The organism is Thermobifida cellulosilytica TB100, from assembly GCF_001517975.1.
Taxonomy (GTDB): Bacteria; Actinomycetota; Actinomycetes; order Streptosporangiales; family Streptosporangiaceae; genus Thermobifida; species Thermobifida cellulosilytica.
This window is the reverse complement of sequence record NZ_KQ950180.1, coordinates 3,038-22,560: the sequence shown is the minus strand read 5'-3', so window position 1 is coordinate 22,560 and position 19,523 is coordinate 3,038. Positions and strand designations below refer to the sequence as shown.

The 19,523-nt window shown below is 71.9% G+C and carries 15 protein-coding genes; 4 read left to right on the top strand and 11 right to left on the bottom strand.

Features of this window, described 5'->3' with window-relative positions; genetic code table 11:
* Positions 1-6 precede the first annotated feature (6 nt).
* Positions 7-693 (top strand): NADPH-dependent F420 reductase, encoded by a 687-nt coding sequence (gene npdG / locus AC529_RS00085; protein ID WP_068752892.1) that lies wholly within the window; start codon positions 7-9, stop codon positions 691-693.
* Between the two features lie 242 nt (positions 694-935).
* Here the strand turns inward: npdG and AC529_RS00080 are convergent, their stop codons facing one another.
* The 3 genes from AC529_RS00080 to glnA (AC529_RS00070) form a co-directional block, all read right to left on the bottom strand.
* Positions 936-1,973, bottom strand: coding sequence for an LLM class F420-dependent oxidoreductase (locus tag AC529_RS00080; protein WP_068752891.1), 1,038 nt, complete (start codon positions 1,971-1,973; stop codon positions 936-938).
* Between the two features lie 133 nt (positions 1,974-2,106).
* On the bottom strand, positions 2,107-2,949 hold the full coding sequence (gene panB / locus AC529_RS00075) for a 3-methyl-2-oxobutanoate hydroxymethyltransferase (RefSeq protein ID WP_068752890.1): 843 nt from the start codon (positions 2,947-2,949) through the stop codon (positions 2,107-2,109).
* Between the two features lie 263 nt (positions 2,950-3,212).
* Positions 3,213-4,574 carry a type I glutamate--ammonia ligase gene (glnA, locus tag AC529_RS00070; RefSeq protein WP_068752889.1) on the bottom strand — a complete coding sequence of 454 codons (1,362 nt, stop codon included), beginning with the start codon at positions 4,572-4,574 and terminating at the stop codon, positions 3,213-3,215.
* A gap of 209 nt (positions 4,575-4,783) precedes the next feature.
* Here glnA (AC529_RS00070) and AC529_RS00065 point away from each other — a divergent pair, with 209 nt between their 5' ends.
* Entirely contained in the window at positions 4,784-6,535 is a 1,752-nt protein-coding gene (locus AC529_RS00065) for an NAD+ synthase (RefSeq protein WP_083947822.1), read from the top strand.
* Positions 6,536-6,607: 72 nt separating this feature from the next.
* On the opposite strand, the gene AC529_RS00060 is transcribed toward AC529_RS00065, so the two are convergent.
* The 3 genes from AC529_RS00060 to AC529_RS00050 all read right to left on the bottom strand — a co-directional run bounded on the left by AC529_RS00060 (position 6,608) and on the right by AC529_RS00050 (position 12,376).
* The gene (locus AC529_RS00060; protein WP_068752887.1) at positions 6,608-6,946 is read right to left on the bottom strand and encodes a hypothetical protein; all 339 of its coding nucleotides are present in this window, start codon (positions 6,944-6,946) and stop codon (positions 6,608-6,610) included.
* A 170-nt stretch (positions 6,947-7,116) separates the two neighbouring features.
* On the bottom strand, positions 7,117-8,940 hold the full coding sequence (locus AC529_RS00055) for a carbohydrate-binding module family 20 domain-containing protein (protein ID WP_068752886.1): 1,824 nt from the start codon (positions 8,938-8,940) through the stop codon (positions 7,117-7,119).
* A gap of 427 nt (positions 8,941-9,367) precedes the next feature.
* A complete protein-coding gene (locus AC529_RS00050) occupies positions 9,368-12,376 on the bottom strand; it encodes a bifunctional [glutamine synthetase] adenylyltransferase/[glutamine synthetase]-adenylyl-L-tyrosine phosphorylase (protein ID WP_068752885.1) in 3,009 nt (1,002 codons plus the stop codon).
* Positions 12,377-12,541: 165 nt separating this feature from the next.
* Between AC529_RS00050 and AC529_RS00045 the strand changes: the two genes are divergently transcribed.
* Positions 12,542-12,865, top strand: a complete 324-nt coding sequence (locus AC529_RS00045) for a DMT family transporter (RefSeq protein ID WP_068752884.1) — start codon at positions 12,542-12,544, stop codon at positions 12,863-12,865.
* A 293-nt stretch (positions 12,866-13,158) separates the two neighbouring features.
* Here the strand turns inward: AC529_RS00045 and glnA (AC529_RS00040) are convergent, their stop codons facing one another.
* Entirely contained in the window at positions 13,159-14,583 is a 1,425-nt protein-coding gene (glnA, locus tag AC529_RS00040; protein WP_068752883.1) for a type I glutamate--ammonia ligase, read from the bottom strand.
* A gap of 232 nt (positions 14,584-14,815) precedes the next feature.
* On the opposite strand from glnA (AC529_RS00040), the gene AC529_RS00035 reads away from it, so the two are divergent.
* Positions 14,816-15,304, top strand: a complete 489-nt coding sequence (locus AC529_RS00035) for an RDD family protein (RefSeq protein ID WP_068752882.1) — start codon at positions 14,816-14,818, stop codon at positions 15,302-15,304.
* A gap of 76 nt (positions 15,305-15,380) precedes the next feature.
* Here AC529_RS00035 and AC529_RS00030 read toward each other — a convergent pair whose 3' ends face one another.
* From AC529_RS00030 to sucB, 4 genes are all read right to left on the bottom strand, one after another.
* The gene (locus tag AC529_RS00030) at positions 15,381-16,112 is read right to left on the bottom strand and encodes a DUF4191 domain-containing protein (protein ID WP_068752881.1); all 732 of its coding nucleotides are present in this window, start codon (positions 16,110-16,112) and stop codon (positions 15,381-15,383) included.
* Positions 16,113-16,210: 98 nt separating this feature from the next.
* Complete coding sequence (gene lipA / locus AC529_RS00025; protein ID WP_068752880.1) at positions 16,211-17,149, bottom strand: lipoyl synthase; 939 nt, start codon at positions 17,147-17,149, stop codon at positions 16,211-16,213.
* A 49-nt stretch (positions 17,150-17,198) separates the two neighbouring features.
* Entirely contained in the window at positions 17,199-17,900 is a 702-nt protein-coding gene (gene lipB, locus AC529_RS00020) for a lipoyl(octanoyl) transferase LipB (RefSeq protein WP_068752879.1), read from the bottom strand.
* A 297-nt stretch (positions 17,901-18,197) separates the two neighbouring features.
* Positions 18,198-19,523, bottom strand: a 1,326-nt coding sequence (sucB, locus tag AC529_RS00015) for a 2-oxoglutarate dehydrogenase, E2 component, dihydrolipoamide succinyltransferase (RefSeq protein ID WP_068752878.1), incomplete at its 5' end; no start/stop codon positions are given.

Sequence of the window (19,523 nt, the reverse complement as noted above, 5' to 3'; positions counted from 1 at the left end):
ATAGTTATGACACAACAGAGTTCTCCGCACGATCTGCCCGACGTCTCCGGTCTGTCCATCGCCGTGCTGGGCGGTACCGGCGACCAGGGACGCGGACTGGCCCGCCGGTTCGCGATGGCCGGGCACGAGGTCATCCTCGGCTCCCGCAGCGCCGAGCGCGCCCAGGCCGTCGCCGAGGAGCTCGGCGGCGGCCTTCCGGTGCGCGGCGCGGACAACGCGGCCGCGGCCCAGGCCGGCGACGTCGTGATCGTCGCCGTTCCCTGGGACGGCCACCGCGCCCTGCTGGAGTCGCTGAAGGACGTCCTGGCGGGCAAGATCGTCATCGACTGCGTCAACCCGCTGGGCTTCGACAAGCGCGGCGCCTACGCGCTCCCGGTCGAGGAGGGCAGCGCCGCCGAGCAGGCCGCCGCGGTCCTGCCGGACAGCCGGGTCGTGGCCGCCTTCCACCACGTCTCCGCCGTGGTCCTGCTCGACCCGGAGGTCGCCGAGGTGGACCTGGACGTGCTGGTGCTCGGCGACGACCGGGAGGCCACCGACGTCGTGCGCGCCCTGGCCTCCCGCATCCCCGGCGTGCGCGGCATCTACGGCGGACGGCTGCGCAACGCCCATCAGGTCGAGGCGTTCACCGCGAACCTGATCTCGATCAACCGCCGCTACAAGGCGCACGCGGGCATCCGCATCACCGACGTCTGAGCCGCGGGCCCCGGGTCCGTCGCGGCCCGGCGCCGCGTGCCGGGAGCCCCGTCCGCCGCGCCTGCCAGGAGAGGGTACGGCGGGCAGGCCCCGGCGCCGAGGGGACGGCGGCGGGGCCTGCCGGGACCGGGGGCGGTGGGATCCCGCAGCGGCGGCCGGACGGGCCGCCGCAGTGCCGTACCGGGGCGCGGGCCGGCCGTGCCGCCCCTGCGGTGCGGCGGGCGGCACGGCGGAGGGGCGGCTCAGAGCCAGCCCCTGACCTTCTCGATCAGCGCGACCGGGTCGTCGGCGACGGGGACCAGGTTGAGGTGGGTGACCCCGGCCTCGCGGAACGCCTCGATCCGCTCGCGGACGTAGGACTCGGGGCCGACCAGGTTGGTCAGCTCCACCATCTCCTCGGGCACCGCGGCCGCGGCCTCCTCCTTCTTCCCCGACAGATAGAGGTCCTGGATCTTCTCGGCGGCCTCCTCGTAGCCGTAGCGCCGGGCCACCGAGTTGTAGAAGTTCTTGCCCTTGGCGCCCATGCCGCCGACGTACAGCGCGATCATGGGGCGGGCGAGGTCCAGCAGCTTCTTGGTCTCCGGCCCCTCGCCGATCGCGATCATGCCGCCCGCGGCGATCTGGAGCTCGCCCAGTTCGGGGGAGCGCTTGGCGCGGCCCGCGGCCAGCGCGTCGCCCCACACGGCGGCGGCCTTCTCCGGGATGAACAGGTGGGGCAGCCAGCCGTCGGCGATCTCCGCGGTCATCTCGACGTTCTTGGCGCCCAGGGAGGCCACGAAGACCGGGATGTCGTCGCGTACCGGGTGGTTGATGATCTTGAGCGGCTTGCCCAGGCCGGTGCCCTCCCCCGGCGGCAGCGGCAGGGTGAAGACCCGGCCCTCGTGGGTGAGCGGGCCGCGGCGCGCCCACACCTTGCGGCAGATCTCGATGACCTCGCGGGTGCGGGCCAGCGGCGTGGTGTAGGGCACTCCGTGCCAGCCCTCGATGACCTGCGGTCCGCTGGCTCCCAGGCCGAGGACGGCGCGGCCGTCGGAGAGGTAGTCTAGGCCGGCGGCGGTCTGCGCGATCAGGGTGGGGGTGCGGGAGTACAGCGGCAGGATCGCCGAACCGATCTGCACCCGCTCGGTGCGGGCGGCCAGGTAGCCCATCAGGGAGACGGCGTCGAAGCCGTAGAGCTCGGCCACCCACACGGTGTCCAGGCCGACCTTCTCCAGCTCGACCACCTGGTCGACGGTCTTCTTGATGTCCCCCGAGTAGTTCAGGGGCATGGAGATCTGCATGGGAAGCCTCCGCTGTCCGGTGCGCCAGGATCCCGATCATGCTACTACTGAGTAGTTTTCTGGGGCGGACAACGGAACCCGCGGCGGCCCGGCCGGGCCGCCGCGGGACGTGGAGACCGGAGCCGCGCCGGGCTCAGGCGTAGGAGTGCTGCTCGTCCGGGAACACCCCGGACACCACCTCGTCGGCGAAGCTCGTGGCGGCGTTGCGCAACTGGGTGGCGAGGTCGGAGTAGGGCTTGACGAACTTGGCCACCTTCGGCGACAGCCCGGCCATGTCCTGCCACACCAGCACCTGGGCGTCGGTGTCCGGCCCCGCGCCGATGCCGATGGTCGGAATGGTGAGCTGCCGGGTGATCTCGGCGCCCAGCCGGGCCGGGACGCACTCCAGGACCACGGCGAAGGCGCCCGCCCGCTCCAGCTCCTTGGCGTCCGACAGCAGGGTCTCGGCCGCCTCGTGGCCGCGCCCCTGCACGCGGTAGCCGCCCAGGGTGTTGACCGACTGCGGGGTCAGCCCGATGTGGCCCATCACCGGCACGCCCGCGGAGGTCAGCGCCTCCACCTGGGGGGTGACCCGGTGGCCGCCCTCCAGTTTGACGGCCTGGGCTCCGCCCTCCTTCATCAGCCGGGCGGCCGAGGCCAGCGCCTGCTCGGGGCCGGACTGGTAGGAGCCGAAGGGCAGGTCGGCCACGACCAGCGCCCGCTTGGCCGCCCGCGACACCGCGGCGGTCAGCGGCACCAGGTCGTCGAGGGTGACCGGGATGGTGGAGTCGTAGCCGAAGACGACCATGGCGGCGGAGTCGCCCACCAGCAGGACCGGGATGCCCGCCTCGTCGAAGATCCGCGCCGTCAGCGCGTCGTAGGCGGTGAGCATGGGCCAGCGCTCACCGCGCTGCTTGGCCAGGGCGAGGTCGTGGACGGTGACGCGGCGGTTCGAAGCGCCGCCGTACAGGGCAGGAGCGGGGGTCTTGGGGTTCATCTGTGCGTTTCCTCCGTTGTCTCGAAGCGCCGTGGAGGCGTCCCCGGACGTTGTCGGTCGCGGTCGGCGCGGACGCGCCGGACGTTCTCATCATGGCACGCATGATTTGCGTTGTTCTACCAGATGAAACCGATTTGCTACCCCAAACCCTCCTGGTATGCAGAAAACGGGTCACCGCAGGTGCGCGGTGGGGCGGCCCGCTCGGGGAGGACGGCGCGGCCGCGGACGGCCGCGGCGGTCGGTTGCGCCGCGGCCGGACGGGATCAGAGCGTCGGCAGGTAGCGCTGCAACTCGAAGGGGGTGACCTGGCGGCGGTACTCCTGCCACTCCGCCTTCTTGTTGCGCAGGAAGAAGTCGAACACGTGCTCGCCCAGCGCCTCGGCGACCAGCTCGCTGTTCTCCATCGCCCGCAGCGCCTCGTCCAGGCTCTGCGGCAGCGGGGTGATGCCCAGCGCCCGCCGCTCGGCGTCGGTCAGCGCCCACACGTCGTCGGAGGCGCCCGGAGGAAGCTCGTAGCCCTCCTCGATCCCCTTCAGCCCGGCCGCCAGGATCACCGCGAAGGCCAGGTAGGGGTTGCACGCGGAGTCCAGCGAACGGAACTCGATCCGGGTGGAGTTGCCCTTGCGCGGCTTGTACATCGGCACCCGCACCAGCGCGGAGCGGTTGTTGTGCCCCCAGCAGATGTAGGCGGGCGCCTCGCCGCCGGCCCCGGCCGAGGCCGCGGCGTTGCCCCACAGCCGCTTGTAGGAGTTGACGAACTGGTTGCACACCGCCGTGATCTCGGCGGCGTGCCGCAGCAGGCCCGCGATGAACCCGCGGCCGATCTTGGAGAGCTGGTACTCGGCCCCCGGCTCGTAGAAGGCGTTGCGGTCGCCCTCGAACAGCGACAGGTGCGTGTGCATGCCGGAGCCGGGGAACTCGGTGAACGGCTTGGGCATGAAGGTGGCGTAGACGCCCTGCTCCAGGGCGACCTCCTTCATGACCAGCCGGAAGGTCATGATGTTGTCGGCGGTGGTCAGCGCGTCGGCGTAGCGCAGGTCGATCTCCTGCTGGCCCGGGCCGCCCTCGTGGTGGCTGAACTCCACCGAGATGCCCATGTCCTCCAGCATCATGATCGCGTTGCGGCGGAAGTCGTGCGCGCTGTTGTGCGGAGTGTGGTCGAAGTAGCCGCCGTCGTCGTTCGGCTCCGGGAACTCGCCGTACTCGGGCTTCTTCTTCAGCAGGTAGAACTCGATCTCGGGGTGGGTGTAGAACGTGAACCCCAGGTCGGAGGCCCGGCTCAACTGCCGCTTGAGCACGTTGCGCGGGTCGGCGTAGCTCGGCGAGCCGTCGGGCAGCAGGATGTCGCAGTACATGCGCGCCGTCCCGTGCGGCTCGTTGCGCCACGGCAGCACCTGGAACGTGGTGGGATCGGGCTGGGCGAGCATGTCCGACTCGTAGACCCGGGCGAAGCCCTCGATCGCCGATCCGTCGAAGCCGATGCCCTCGGCGAAGGCGGCCTCCAGCTCGGCGGGGGCCACCGCAACCGACTTGAGGTACCCGAGCACGTCGGTGAACCACAGTCGCACGAAGCGGATATCGCGCTCCTCAAGAGTGCGGAGCACGAATTCCTGCTGTCGGTTCACGGTCCACCTTCCTCATTCGATTTCGCGGGACGCCTGACGTTCTTACCAGACTCCCACCGACAGTGTGCCCTGAAGGCGTTACCGGGACGTTAACCCGGCCTCTCCTTTCCGCCTCTACCCGAGGAGGAGGGAGGCGACACCGGACGTGCGGGGCACAGGAGGAGACCGCGCGTACCGGGCGGAGGGGGCCGGGCGTTAGGCTCGAAGCCGTGGCACAACTGCGACTCGCTATGGCCCAGGTCAACCCCACCGTGGGCGATCTGGAGGGAAACTGCGGCCTCGTCTGCGCCCAGGCGCGTCGGGCCGCCGAGGCGGGGGCGCACCTGGTGGTGTTCCCCGAGATGGTACTCACCGGATACCCGGTGGAGGACCTCGCCCTGCGTTGGACCTTCGTCGACGCCTCCATCGAGGCCATGCACGCCCTGGCCGGGCGGCTCGCCGCCGACGGGCTGGGCGACCTCCCCGTCGTCGTCGGCTACCTGGGACGCCGCAGGGGAGGGACGACCACCGCGCTGGGGCAGCCGGTCGGCGCCCCGCAGAACGCGGTCGCACTGCTGCACCGGGGGCGGGCGGTCTTCACCTCCGCCAAGCACCACCTGCCCAACTACGGGGTCTTCGACGAGTTCCGCCACTTCGTCCCCGGCAACGTGCTGCCGGTGGTGCGGCTGCACGGCGTGGACACGGCCTTCGTGGTCTGCGAGGACCTGTGGCAGGACGGCGGCCCGGTCTCCGCGGTGCGCGCGTCCGGGGCCTCGCTGCTGGTGGTGCTGAACGGCTCGCCCTACGAGCGCGACAAGAGCGACACCAGGCTGGAGCTGTGCGCCCGCCGGGCCCGCGAGGCCGGGGCGGCCCTGGCCTACGTCAACATGGTCGGCGGCCAGGACGAACTCGTCTTCGACGGTGACTCCCTCGTCGTCGACGCCTCCGGGAGCCTGCTGGCCCGCGCCCCCCGCTTCGAGGAGACGCTGCTGGTGGTGGACCTGGAACTGCCGGACACGGCGGGACCGCCGGACACCGGAGCGGCGGAGGTCGGCGGCATCACCATCGAGCGGCACCTGCTGTCCGAGCAGCCGGTGCCCGCCTACGAGCCGCTGCCCGCCCCGGTGGCGCCGCACACCGACGACCTCGGCGAGGTGTACGCGGCCCTGGTGCTGGCCACCCGCGACTACGTGCGCAAGAACCGGTTCTCCTCGGTGGTCCTCGGCCTGTCCGGCGGCATCGACTCGGCGCTGGTCGCCACCATCGCCGCCGACGCGATCGGCCCCGAGCGGGTCCACGGGGTGCTCATGCCGAGCCGCTACTCCAGCGACCACTCGGTCGCCGACGCCGAGGAGCTGGTGCGCCGCCAGGGCATCAACGGGCGCATCATCCCGGTGGGGCCGATGGTGGAGGCGTTCGAGCAGGCCGTGGAGGTGGACGGGCTGGCCGCGGAGAACCTACAGGCCAGGGTGCGCGGACAGTTGCTGATGACGCTGTCCAACCAGGAGGGCCACCTGGTGCTGACCACCGGCAACAAGAGCGAGCTGGCGACCGGCTACTCCACCCTCTACGGCGACTCCGCGGGCGGGTTCGCGCCGATCAAGGACGTCTGGAAGACCCTGGTGTGGGAGCTGGCGCGGTGGCGCAACGCCGAGGCCGAGCGCCGGGGCCAGACCCCGCCGATCCCGGAGAACTCCATCACCAAGCCGCCCAGCGCCGAGCTGCGGCCCGGCCAGCTCGACACCGACTCGCTGCCGGAGTACGAGGTCCTGGACGCGCTGCTGGACGACTACGTGGGCACCGACCTGGGCCGGGCCGAACTGGTCGCGGCCGGGCACGACCCCGCGCTGGTGGACCGGGTGATCCGCCTGGTCGACCGGGCCGAGTACAAGCGCCGCCAGTACCCGCCGGGACCCAAGATCAGCAAGCGCAACTTCGGCCGGGACCGCCGACTGCCGATCACCAGCCGGTGGACGGTCTGACCCGGTGACGAAGACGGCGGCGGACCACCGGTCGCGGTGGTCCGCCGCCGTCGCCGTCTTCGGTGGCGCGTGTCACCAGAACACGGCCACGCCGACGTTGAGCAGGGTCAGCAGACCGGCGGCCAGCGCCAGCCGCGAGGAGGGCTTGCGCGAGTTGAGGACGGCCAGCACGATCACCGCGATGTTGACCACCAGCTTGACTGCGATCTTGACGTGGTCGACGGAGCCGAGGTCGCCCATCTCCCGGACGCCCACCAGCAGCAGACCCAGGACCAACTGGGTCAGCGCGCTGTGCAGCAGCACCTTGGGCGCGTTGGCGTAGCCGCCCAGTTGCTGCATCAGCCATCCCGAGACGATCCCGGCCATGGTCACCAGGTGGAGGAAGACGAGTACGGACAAGACAATTCCCATACGTCGCACGTTACCCCCTCCCGCCGCCGCCCTCTCTCCGAGGTGGGGTGGCGGCGGGGACGCCGCCCCGGGAGGGGACCGGGGCGGCGTCGCGGGACGAGGCGCTCACGGCGGGCGGGGCGTCACGGGGAGGGGCACCGCCCGCCGGGGCCTTTGGTGGTCCGGAGGGTTCACTCCCGCCAGGAGTCGGTGAAGGTCTGCGAGCAGTCCGGGCCGCCGTCGGCCGTGGCCCACCGGTTGCCCCCGTGCTCCCACTCCACGGTGTCGTCGGGGTTGACCTTCACGTACTTGTACTCGAACGGGACCCCCTCGGGCAGGGCGGTCTGCCCCGTCCACACCGGGTAGGCGGCCGCGTCGGTGCTCAGCCGCAGCCCGTTCGCGGGGTTCCAGGAGCCCAGCTCGGGGATGGAGCCCACCACCCGGACCTCCTGGCCGTACCAGGTGGTGACGGTGGCGTCGAAGCGCGCGGCGACGGCCGAGCAGTCGTCGCCCGCCGAGGGCTGCCCGGGGCCGCAGCCGTCGGGGTCGGTGCACTCGGTCAGCGCCTCGACGTGCAGCGCGACCGCGCCGTCGGCCGGGACGGTGGCGGTGAACCGGCCGCCGGACACCTGGTAGGTGGGCGCGTCGCACACGCCGTCGACGAAGGTGCCGTTGGCCACGTCGCAGTAGGTGCCGTCGGGCAGGCCGGTGGTGAAGGTGCGCGTCCAGGCGCTGCTTGTGGCGTTGAACGCGGCGTACCCGGCGGAGCCCCGGGCGAAGGCCAGGCGGCCGCTGCCGTCGGTGACGGACGGGCCGATGCCCTGTCCGGCCACCGCGTTGTGGAAGGACACCATGCCCGCGACCGCGCGGTGCTCGCACACCCAGCGGTCCGCGGAGCAGTCGGTGGGCCGGGTGGTGCCGTCGGCGTCCATCGGCGGGCCGGTCCTGGGGTCGCCGGACCAGGTGTAGCTGGACATCACCTTGGGCGTGCCGTAGGGGTGGGCCAGCATGAACTTCTGCGCCAGGTCGTAGCGGGCCCCGTCGGCGTGGGTGAGGATCGGGTCGTTGCGCTGGGTGTCGTGGTTGGCCACGAACACCACGGCCTTGTCGCCGGGGGTCAGGCCGCCGCCCAGCCCGGTCAGGTGGGCGATGCTGCCGTCGGCGAAGGCGTGGCTGATGTCGCGGTGGTACTGGAACTCGGTGACGTCCCCCATGGGGGTGTAGGAGCCGGTGCCGATCGTGCCGTCGGCGATGACCTCCTGGAAGACGTACGGCCTGCCGCCGCCCCAGTCGGGGTGGACGTCGTCCAGCCGGGAGAGGATCGCCTGGACGTCGGCCTCGGGGATGTGCTTGGCCGCGTCGATGCGGAAGCCCGCCACGCCGATGCCGACCAGCTCGTTGAGGTAGTCGGCGATGCGGTCGCGGACGTGGTCGGAGGAGGTTCTCAGGTCGGACAGGCCGACCAGCTCGCAGTGCTGCACCTCCCACTTGTCGTTCCAGTCGGCGATGTCGCGGCGGCAGTCGTTGAAGTCCTGGCTCTGGTAGAGGCCCGGGTAGTCGTACTTGCTGTAGGTCGAGCCCGCGCTGCCCGGCCCGGAGCCGACGGACCCGGTGCCGCTCATGTGGTTGACGACCGCGTCGACGTAGATCTTGACCCCGGCCTCGCGGCAGGTGTCGACCATGTCGACGAACTCGGCGCGGGTGCCGCGCCGGGTCTGGTCGAGCGCGTAGGAGACCGGCTGGTAGTCCTGCCACCAGGGGTAGCCCTCGCCGGCCAGCACCACGTGCTCCTGGGGCGGGGAGACCTGCACCGCGCCGAAGCCGTTGGGGCCCAGCGTGCTCTCGCACTCCTCGGCGACCGACTCCCAGCGCCACTGGAACAGGTGGACGATGACGTCCCGGTTCCCGGCCGGCGCGGCATGAGCGGGGGAGGCCGCGACGGTCAGGGGAACCAGGGGCGACGCGAAGCCCGCGACGGCCGCGAGTACCGCGGCCAGGGGTCTGCGCACTCCCATACAGACGCTCCAATACGGATCGGGGAAAACACACGCCTGAAAGAGTCCGTGCAAGCAACGAAAATCTTGCAAGAACTTTCAGGGTGAGACGAAGATAACAACCGGTGCCTGGTTTGTGAACCGCCCGGTGCGGAGTCGTGATGGATGGCGAAAGATGCGACTATATGGGAGTTATGTCGGGTTCATGGGAGGGGATTCGGGGGACGGAGTGGTGCGACAGGTGCTTGAAAACTCCGCAAGAACCGCAACAGCTTGCGTAAACCTGCTCGAGTGAGAGGGGGGAGCCCGGCCCGGGCGGGCGCACGGCGCGACGCCCGACGGCGCCGGGACAGGGGCGGGCGCCGCCCCGGGAGTCCCGCCTGCCCGGCGGGCCGGTCGCACGCGCAGGCCGCCGCCCGGCTCCGAGCGCCGGACGCCCCGGCACGGCTCAACTGTCGTAGAACACGCGCTCCATCACCACGCGGGCCCGGCGGGTGGCCCGGAGGTACTCCTCGGTCATCCGCGCCCCCGGACCCACCTCGCCGTTGTCGGCGCGGTAGCCCAGCGCGGCCGCGATGGCGGTGCGCTCCCGCAGGTCGGTCGGGATGGAGTCGCCGCCCTTGCCGCGGACCAGGGTGATCGCGCCGCGCACCCGCGACGCCAGCCGCCAGGCCACCTCCAGCGTCGCGCCGTCGTCGGGGTCCAGCAGGCCGCTGCTCACCGCCGCGTTCAGCGCTTGCAGCGTCCCCGTCGTGCGCAGCTCGGGAACCGCGTGGGCGTGGCGCAACTGGATCAGTTGCACCACCCACTCCACGTCCGAGAGCCCGCCCCGGCCCAGCTTCGTGTGCAGGGCCGGATCGGCGCCGCGCGGCAGCCGCTCGGCCTCCATGCGCGCCTTGAGCCGCCGGATCTCCCGGATCGCCTGGTCGCTGGGACCCCCGTCCGGGTAGCGGATCGGATCGATCAGCTCCACGAACCGCTGCCCCAGCTCGACGTCCCCGGCCACCGGCATCGCGCGCAGCAGCGCCTGGCTCTCCCAGTTCGCCGCCCAGCGGGTGTAGTAGGCAGCGTAGGAGTCGAAGGTCCGCACCATCGGCCCGTTGCGGCCCTCCGGGCGCAGCGCCGCGTCCAGGCGCATCGGGGGTTCTGCCGCGGGCAGCTCCAGCAGCCGGGACAGCTCCCGCACGACCGCCTCCGCGGTCGCCGCGGCCTCGGCCGGATCCGCCCCCGGCAGCGGGTCGTGCACGTACATCACGTCGGCGTCGCTGGTGTAGCTCAGCTCGTTGCCGCCGAACCGCCCCATCGCGATCACGCACATCCGGGTGCACGGCTCCGAGCCCCGCCGGTGGGCCACCCGTTCGATCGCCGCGCGCAGCGCCGCGTCGATGGTGACCGCCGCGATCGCGGTCAGCGCGTCGCCGACCCCGTCGATGTCGGTCACCCCCAGCAGGTCGGCCACCGCCGTGCGCAGCAGCTCGCGGCGGCGCAGTGCCCGCACCCCCGCCACCTGGTTCTCCGCCGTGTCGTGCCGCCGCAGCGCCGCGTCGGCCTCGGTGACCAGCTCCGCGGTGCGGCGCTGCACGAGGTCGGCGTCGTCGGCGAGCATCGCCACCGCCTCCGGCGCGCGCAGCAGCAGGTCAGTGACGTAGCGGCTGGTGCCCAGCAGGTAGGCCATCCGCTCGGCCACCCGCACGTCGTCGCGGAGCAGCCGCAGGTACCAGGGGGTGGTCCCCAGCGCGTCGCTGACCTGGCGGAAGCCCAGCAGACCGGCGTCGGGGTCGGGCGAGTCGGCGAACCAGCCCAGCATCACCGGCAGCAGGGTGCGCTGGATCGCCGCGCGCCGCGACACCCCGGAGGTGAGGGCCTCCAGGTGGCGCAGCGCCCCCGCCGGATCGACGAAGCCCAGCGCCTCCAGCCGGGTGCGCGCCTGCTCGGGGGAGAGCCGCACCTCGTCCTCGGGCAGCCGCGCCACCGCCTTGAGCAGCGGCCGGTAGAACAGCTTCTCGTGCAGGCGGCGCACCTCGCCGGCGCGCCGCCGCCAGGTGGCGGTCAGGTCGGCGACCGGGTTGGCGGTGAAGCCCAGCGACCGGCCCAGCCGACGCAGCTCCTGCTGGCCGTTCTCGGTCCGCGAGTCGGGCAGCAGGTGGGTGCGGCGCAGCCGGTGCAGTTGCAGCAGGTGCTCCACGCGGCGCAGGAAGCGGTAGGAGTCGGCCATGTCGGCGGCGTCCTGGCGGCCCACGTAGCCCCCCTGGGACAGCGCCTCCAGCGCCTCCAGGGTGTTGCCGGAGCGCAGCGACTCGTCGCTGCGGCCGTGGACCAGTTGCAGCAACTGCACCGCGAACTCGATGTCGCGCAGCCCGCCCCGGCCCAGCTTGAGCTCCCGGTCGGCCTCGGCCCGCGGGATGTGCGACTCGACCCGGCGGCGCATCGCCTGCACCTCCTCGACGAAGTCCGGCCGGCTCGCAGCGTGCCACACCATCGGGCTGATCGCCTTGACGTAGGCCGCGCCCAGCTCCGCGTCCCCGGCGATCGGGCGGGCCTTCAGCAGCGCCTGGAACTCCCAGGTCTTGGCCCAGCGCTCGTAGTAGGCGACGTGCCCGGCCAGCGGACGCACCAGCGGCCCGTTCCTGCCGTCGGGACGCAGCGCCGCGTCCACCTCCCACAGGGTGCCCTCGGCGTCGGTCTGCCGCGGGATCTCCATCATCGCGGCGGCCAGCCGGGTGGCGGACTCCATCGCGGCGGTCTCGTCGCAGCCTTCGGCCGGCGCGGCGACGAAGACCACGTCCACGTCGCTGACGTAGTTGAGCTCCCGGCCGCCGCACTTGCCCATGCCGATCACGGCCAGGCGGCAGCGCGCGGCGTCCTCGGGGAGGCGGGCGCGGGCCACGGCCAGGGAGCCCTCCAGCACGGCCGCGGCCAGGTCCGCCAGCTCGGCGGCGACCTCCTTGAGGTCTTGCAGTCCGGTGAGGTCCCGCCCGGCCAGCCGCAGCACCCGCCGCCGGTAGGCCAGGCGCAGCGCGTGCGTCACCTCGGCCGCGTCGGCCTGCGTCAGGTCGGCCACCGGGGCGGGGGAGTACGGGTCGGCGCCGATCACGTGCAGCAGCCCCGTGCGCAGCTCCTCGGCGTCGGGCACGCGGGCGGCGTCGGCGCCGCGCAGCTCCCGCCAGTCGCCGGGGTGGCGCACCAGGTGGTCGGCGAGCGCGCGGCTGGCCCCCAGCACCTGGACCAGGCGCTCGCGCAGGTCGGCGTCGTCGAGCAGGGCGCCCAGCAGGTCCGTCTCCTCGGAGCGCTCCAGGATCCGGACCAGTCCCAGCAGCGCCAGGTCCGGATCGGCCGCCCGGCCCAGCGCGTCCACGACCGCCTCGTGGACGACGGGGTCCAGCCCCGCCTCCCGCAACAACTGCGCCGCGCGCGTCGCGTCGCCGAACCCCCGGCGAGCCAGCGCGCCCACACCCATTCCAGAGCTTTCCCGAGTCGCCACAGCACAACGGTAGCCGCCGGGGGCGCGGTGGGGAGCGTGCGAGGGGCGAAAGAAAGGAACGAATCCGCCATGGCAGTCATAAGCCACAAAGAGGACACTTGGGGCGGTGTCTGTCCTCCGACGCTTCCCCCTGGGGGTTCCATGCAGTGGCTGCTGCTCATCGGCGCGATCCTCACCGAGGTGACCGGGACGCTCTCGCTCCGGTACTCGGAGGGGTTCACCCGCCCGCTGCCCTCCGTCGTCGCGCTCACGTGCTACGGAGCGGCGTTCTACCTGCTCTCCCTGGTGCTCGAGCGGGGCATGGGCGTGGGAGTCGCCTACGGCATCTGGTCGGCGCTGGGCGTCACCCTGGTCGCGCTCGTCGGGGCCCTGTTCCTCGGCGACACCCTCACCCCGGTCCAGGTGGTCGGCATCGTCCTGGTGATCGCGGGCGTCGCCGCCCTGGAACTGGGCGCGGCGCACTGAGGATCAGGAGCGGCTCTTTCGCGGTTCCCCGCGGCGGCCTGCCGGGCCCGGAGAACGACCGCGCCCCGGGCGGCATGCCGTGCAGCGGCACCCGGGGCTCAGGGAACCTGAGCGTACCCGGGAGGCGGCCACGCCTGCCGACGGCGCGGCAGGCCCGGCCGCCGGGGTGGGGACAACGAGGCGGGGCCGCCCTCCCGGAGGAGGGCGGCCCCGCCGCTGCCGTCAGGCGCGTCCCGGCGCGCACCGGGAGCCCGGCCACGAAGCCCCGCGGTGCGGTGCCGAGCGGTGCGCGATCAGACGTCGTAGTAGAGCTCGAACTCGCGCGGGTGCGGGCGCAGCCGCAGCGAGTCGATCTCGACCGTGCGCTTGTAGTCGATGTAGGTCTCGATCAGGTCCTCGGTGAAGACGCCGCCCTCGACCAGGTACTCGTGGTCGGCCTCCAGGTTGTCCAGGACCTCGTCCAGGGACGCCGGGACCTTGGCGATCTCGGCGGCCTCCTCCGGCGGCAGCTCGTACAGGTCCTTGTCCAGCGGCTCCGGCGGCTCGATCTTGTTCTTGATGCCGTCGATGCCGGCCATCAGCATGGCGGAGAAGGCCAGGTACGGGTTGGCCGACGGGTCGGGCACCCGGAACTCCAGGCGCTTGGCCTTCGGGTTGGGGCCGGTCAGCGGGATCCGGACGCAGGCGGAGCGGTTGCGCTGCGAGTAGACCAGGTTGATCGGCGCCTCGTAGCCCGGCACCAGGCGGTGGTAGGAGTTCACCGTCGGGTTGGTGAAGGCCAGCAGCGACGGGGCGTGCCGCAGCAGACCGCCGATGTAGTAGCGGGCCGTGTCGGACAGCTGCGCGTAGCCGTTCTCGTCGAAGAACAGCGGGGAGCCGTCCTTCCACAGGCTCTGGTGGCAGTGCATGCCGGAGCCGTTGTCGCCGAACAGCGGCTTGGGCATGAAGGTCACCGTCTTGCCCGCGGCGTTGGCGACGTTCTTGACGATGTACTTGTAGAGCTGCACCCGGTCGGCCTGCTGGAGCAGGGTGCCGAACTTGATGCCGATCTCGGACTGGCCGGCGGTGCCCACCTCGTGGTGGTGCAGCTCGACCGGCAGACCCGCCTCCGCCAGGGTGCGGACCATGCGGGAGCGCAGGTCGCTGTAGTGGTCGCTGGGCTCCACCGGGAAGTAGCCGCCCTTGTAGCGGGGCCGGTAGCCCAGGTTGCCGCCCTCGCGCTTGCTGCCGGTGTTCCAGGCGCCCTCGACCGAGTCGATCGAGTAGTAGCCCGCGTTGGGCTCGGTGGCGAACTGGACGTCGTCGAAGATGTAGAACTCGGCCTCGGGACCGAAGTACGCGGTGTCGGCGATGCCGGTGCTCTTCAGGTACGCCTCGGCCTTGCGGGCGACGTTGCGGGGGTCGCGGCTGTAGGACTCCCGGGTGAGCGGGTCGTGCACGAAGAAGGTGATGTTCAGCGTCTTGTACTCGCGGAACGGGTCGATGACCGCGGTGCTCAGGTCCGGCAGGAGCAGCATGTCGGACTCGTGGATCGCCTGGAAGCCGCGGATCGACGATCCGTCGAACATCTGGCCGTTGGTGAGGAAGTCCTCGTCGACCTTCTCGACCGGGATCGTCACGTGGTGGACGCCACCGAACAGGTCGGTGAACCGGACGTCCACGAACTGGACGCCTTCTTCGCGAATGTAAGCGAGAGCCTCATCGGCGCTGCTGAACAAGGTTACCTCCGTGCAGGTTCCAAGGCCGCGGGACGGGTGTTTGCCGCGTCGCGAGAGATCCGCCCACGCCACCTCCCGGCTACGTATGCGACGCTAGGAGCGGCCGATTTCCGACCCGTGTCTCGTATGTTTCGTGGATGTTACGCCGGAGGTCTTTTCCGGTTTGCGGGCTCTGGTCCCCGTTTCTGCGGGTCAAGAAAGCGCAAACTCCGGAGGACAGTACGGTGAGGGCATGGGTGAATCGAAAGGTCACGACGGTCCGACCGGAGTCGCCGAGGGCGGGGACGGTACCGAGTTCCGCTACCGGGGCAGCCGACTGGGGTTCCCCGAGACGGGGCCGGGGTCGGTGCCCGGCTTCGGACGCCGCCTGGCCGCCGTGGTGATCGACTGGTTTCTCGCGAACTGCCTGTCGGCGCTGCTCTTCGGCACCCCGCTGCTGCCCGGCACGGGGGCGGCCTCCCCCCAGGGAGTGGCCCTGTGGCTGCCGCTCCTGGTCTTCGGGGTGATGACCGCCGCGCTGCTGACCCTGTTCGGCACCACCGTGGGCAAGCGGCTGGTCGGCATCCGCATCGCCGCCACCGGCGAGCGGAGATGGCCGTGGCCCGTCGCGATGCTGGTGCGGACTCTCCTGCTGTGCCTGGGGCTGCCCGCCGTCGTCTACGACCGCGACCAGCGCGGCCTGCACGACCGCGCCGCCGGAACGGTCAACCGGCGCTTCTGAGAACGGGACAGACGGAAACCGGCGCTGCCGGGGCCGCGCGGGCGGCCCCGGCAGCGCCGGTCGCGTTCGGAGCGGGTCAGCGCTGCCTGGGACGGGGCATCCTGGGCATCTTGACGCCCTTGGGGAGGGGGCCGCGCGGGGCCTGCATGGCCGGGGGCAGCGCCTTGAGCCGGTAGCGCAGCTCCGTCAGTTGCGGCTTGTCCAGGTTGCGGGGCAGCTTGAAGAGGCTCTTTTGCAGTTCGGAGACCTTGACCTGGCCCTCGCCGTTGCCGACCTGCACGTCGTAGATGGGCGTGTCGTAGGCCACCCGCATGACGCGCTTGCGCTCCGCCGCGATCAGCGACTTCAGCCGCTGCGGGTCGCCCTCGCCGACCAGCACCACACCCGGGTAGCCCACCGCGCGGTGCACGACGTCCATGTTGCGGTTGGCGTTGACTCCCGGGTCGACCGTCCAGTTGCCGCGCAGGTTCTGGAGGATCGCCAGCCCTGCGCCGAGCTGGCCGTCCAGCAGGCGGTACTGCACCTTCTGCGCGCTCTGCGAGAAGGCGATCAGGCCCGCCAGCACCGCCAGCGGGATGCCCAGCAGCAGTGGGTACAGCCAGGAGCCCGTGAGGACGGCGATCAGGACGGCTGCGGCCAGCACCGCCACCATGATCCCGACCGCGATCGGGATGCTCTTCGGGCTGTGCTGGTGCACGATCCTGACGACCATGCCGAACTGCTTGAACCTGCCGGGCTGCTTCGCGGCGGCCTCGCCCTTGGCCGAGTCGGCCTGGGCGGTCCTGGTGTCCTTGGGCTTCTTGGCCATACCTCAAGGATAGGGCGGGAAGCGGACATGTGAGACGGCGGCGGTTCCCCGCCGCCGTCTCACATCGGTGTCACCCCGGTGTCACCGCCGCTGCGGGCTCAGGACGCGGCGGCCGCCCCGCGGCGCTCGACCGCCTGCCGGTACAGCCGTCCCGCCCGGTAGGAGGAGCGCACCAGCGGGCCCGACATGACCCCGGCGAAACCGATCTCCTCGGCCTCCCGGCCCAGCTCCACGAACTCCTCCGGCTTGACCCAGCGGTCGACCGGGTGGTGCAGCCTCGAGGGGCGCAGGTACTGGGTGATGGTGAGCAGGTCGCAGCCGGCCTCGTGCAGGTCGCGCATGGCCTGGCTGATCTCCTCGCGGGTCTCGCCCATGCCCAGGATCAGGTTGGACTTGGTGACCAGTCCCGCCTCGCGGGCGCGGGTGATCACCTCCAGGGAGCGCTCGTAGCGGAACCCGGGCCGGATGCGGCGGAAGATCCGCGGCACCGTCTCGATGTTGTGCGCCAGCACCTCCGGACGCGAGCCGAACACCTCGCCCAGCAGGTCGGGGTCGGCGTTGAAGTCGGGGATCAGCAGCTCGACGCCGGTGCCGGGGTTCAGCTTGTGGATCTGGCGGACCGTCTCGGCGTACAGCCACGCGCCGCCGTCGTCCAGGTCGTCGCGGGCCACCCCGGTGACGGTCGCGTACTTGAGGCCCATCGTGCGTACCGACTCGGCGACCCGCAGCGGCTCGCCCCGGTCCAGCGCGGCGGGCTTGCCCGTGGCGATCTGGCAGAAGTCGCAGCGCCGGGTGCACTGGTCGCCGCCGATGAGGAAGGTGGCCTCCCGGTCCTCCCAGCACTCGTAGATGTTGGGGCACCCGGCCTCCTGGCACACCGTGTGCAGGCCCTCGTTCCTGACCAGGGAGTGCAGCTCGGTGTACTCCGGCCCCATCCTCGCCTTGATCTTGATCCACGGCGGCTTCTTCTCGATGGGAGTCGCGCTGTTGCGGGCCTCCACCCGCAGCAGCTTGCGGCCCTCGGGAGCGATGCTCACAGCCGGCCTTCCTTTCGTTTCGCTTGTGGCGCGTACCCGTCGACGTGGCTCAGGCGTCGACGGGCTCGGGGAGCGCGGGCCACCCGACGACTCTGCGGTGGCTGGACGCGCCGAGCACCTCGGCCAGGTGGTGCTCGGTGGCCGCCAGGATGTCGCCCACGCGGACGTCGCGACCCAGTTCGGCCGTCAGCGAGGTCACTCCGGCGTCGGAGATCCCGCAGGGCACGATCCGGTCGAACCACGACAGGTCGTTGTTGCAGTTCACCGCGAACCCGTGCATCGTCACCCCCTTGGCGACCCGGCAGCCGATCGCGGCGATCTTGCGCTCGGGCAGGCCCCGCCCGGGGTCGGCGGCGAGCCATACGCCGGTGCGGCCCTCCACCCGCATGCCGGCGAGCCCGAACTCGCCGATCATCCGGATGACCGCCTCCTCCAGCGCGCGCACGTAGGCGACGACGTCCATGGGGGCCGGGAGCCTGACGATCGGGTAGGCGGTGAGCTGGCCGGGGCCGTGCCAGGTGATCTTGCCGCCGCGGTCGATGTCGACGACCGGGGCGCCCGGGTCGGTCAGCGGACGGTCCCACGGGCCGGTCCGCTTGCCCGCGGTGTAGACGGGTTCGTGCTCCAGGAGCAGCACGGTGTCCGGCAGTTGATCGGCGACGCGGCGCCTGTGGAGCTGCCGCTGTAGTTCCCAGCCCTCCTCGTAGGGGACGGGGGTCTCGCCCAACCAGTGGTACAGGAGCTCACTCACGCCCTCCACCTTATGCGCTGCCCCGGCCCCGGAGAGCGCCGAGCGGAGCCCGCCGCATGCGGGGAGAAGACGGAAAGCGGGAAGGTTTTCCCGGAAACTCTCCCTAGTGCGACGGTGGGTGATAGTCTGATTACATCGCGCTTGTCCGGCGGTTCGCCGCGACGGGCGCCCCGGTGTCGGCTGCTCGGCAACCGGGACACGAAGACCTTGGTGGTGGGGATCACCAGGGGATGATGGTGGGGTATGCGGTGGGGCGGCACGGGACAGTGCCGCCCCACCGTGCGTTCGCGGCCGGACCTAGTCCAGCCCCAGGGCGGCCTCGAAGGCGCCCTCCTCCAGACGCTGCCTGACGTCGGTGAGGAAGCGCGCGGCGTCGGCGCCGTCGACGAGCCGGTGGTCGTAGCTCAGCGACAGGTACACCACCGAGCGGACCGTGATGACCTCGCCCAGTTGCGGGTCCTCCACCACCACCGGCCGCTTGACCACGGTGCCGGTGCTCAGGACCGCCACCTGCGGCTGGTTGATGATCGGCGTCTCCAGCAGCGCGCCGTTGGCGCCGCTGTCGACCATGGTGAAGGTGCCGCCGCTCAGCTCGTCCGGGGCGAGGCGGGCGGTGTGCGCCCGCTCGCTCAGGTCGGCGATCTTGCGGGCCAGGCCGCCCAGGTTGAGGCTGCCGGCGTCCTTGATCACCGGGGCCAGCATGCCCTGCTCGGTGTAGACCGCCACCGCGAGGTTCTCGGTGCTGTGGTAGGTGACCTCGGTGCCGTCGATGACCGCGTTGAGCTTGGGGTGGGCCTTGAGCGCCTCGACCGCGGCCAGCGCGAAGAACGGGAAGAAGCCCAGCTCCACGCCCTCGACCGAGGCGAAGCGCGCAGCGGCCTGCTCCCGCAGCCGCGCGATGTTGGTGACGTCCGCCTCGACCACCTGGGTGAGCTGCGCGGAGGTGCGCAGCGACTCCACCATCCGCTCGGCGATGGTCTGGCGCAGCCGCGACATCGTCTCGGTGCGGCCCCGCAGGGAGGTGTCGGCCGTGCGGCGCGGCGCGGCCGTGGCGGGCGCGGGCCGGGACGCGGCGGCCCGCTGCTGCTCGCGCTTGCGCCGGGCGGCCTCCAGGACGTCCTTCTTGCGGATGCGTCCGCCCACGCCGGTGCCCCTGACCTCGGACAGGTCCACGCCCTCCTGGGCGGCGAGCTTGCGCACCAGCGGGGTCACGTACCCCTCGCTGGTCGCGTCGGTCCCCGACAGCCGCCCGGTGCCGCTCAGCGTCCCCAGGTCCACCGTCGGGGTCTCCTCCTCGCGGGTGCGGCGGGCCTGCGGGGCGGGGGGCTGCGGCTGCTGCTCGGCCGCGGGCTGCGGTGCGGGTGCGGCCTGCGGTGCGGGCTCGGGCTGGGTGGGTTCGGGCTGCTGTTCGGGAGCGGGCGGGGCCGCGGGGGCCTCGTCGGGGCTGCCGATGATCGCGATCTGGGCGCCGACCTCGACGGTCTCGTCCTCGCCGACGAGGATCTTGGTCAGCACGCCGGAGACGGGTGAGGGGATCTCGGTGTCGACCTTGTCGGTCGAGACCTCCAGGAGCGGCTCACCCGACTCGACGGTGTCGCCCTCCTGCTTGAGCCACTGCGTGAC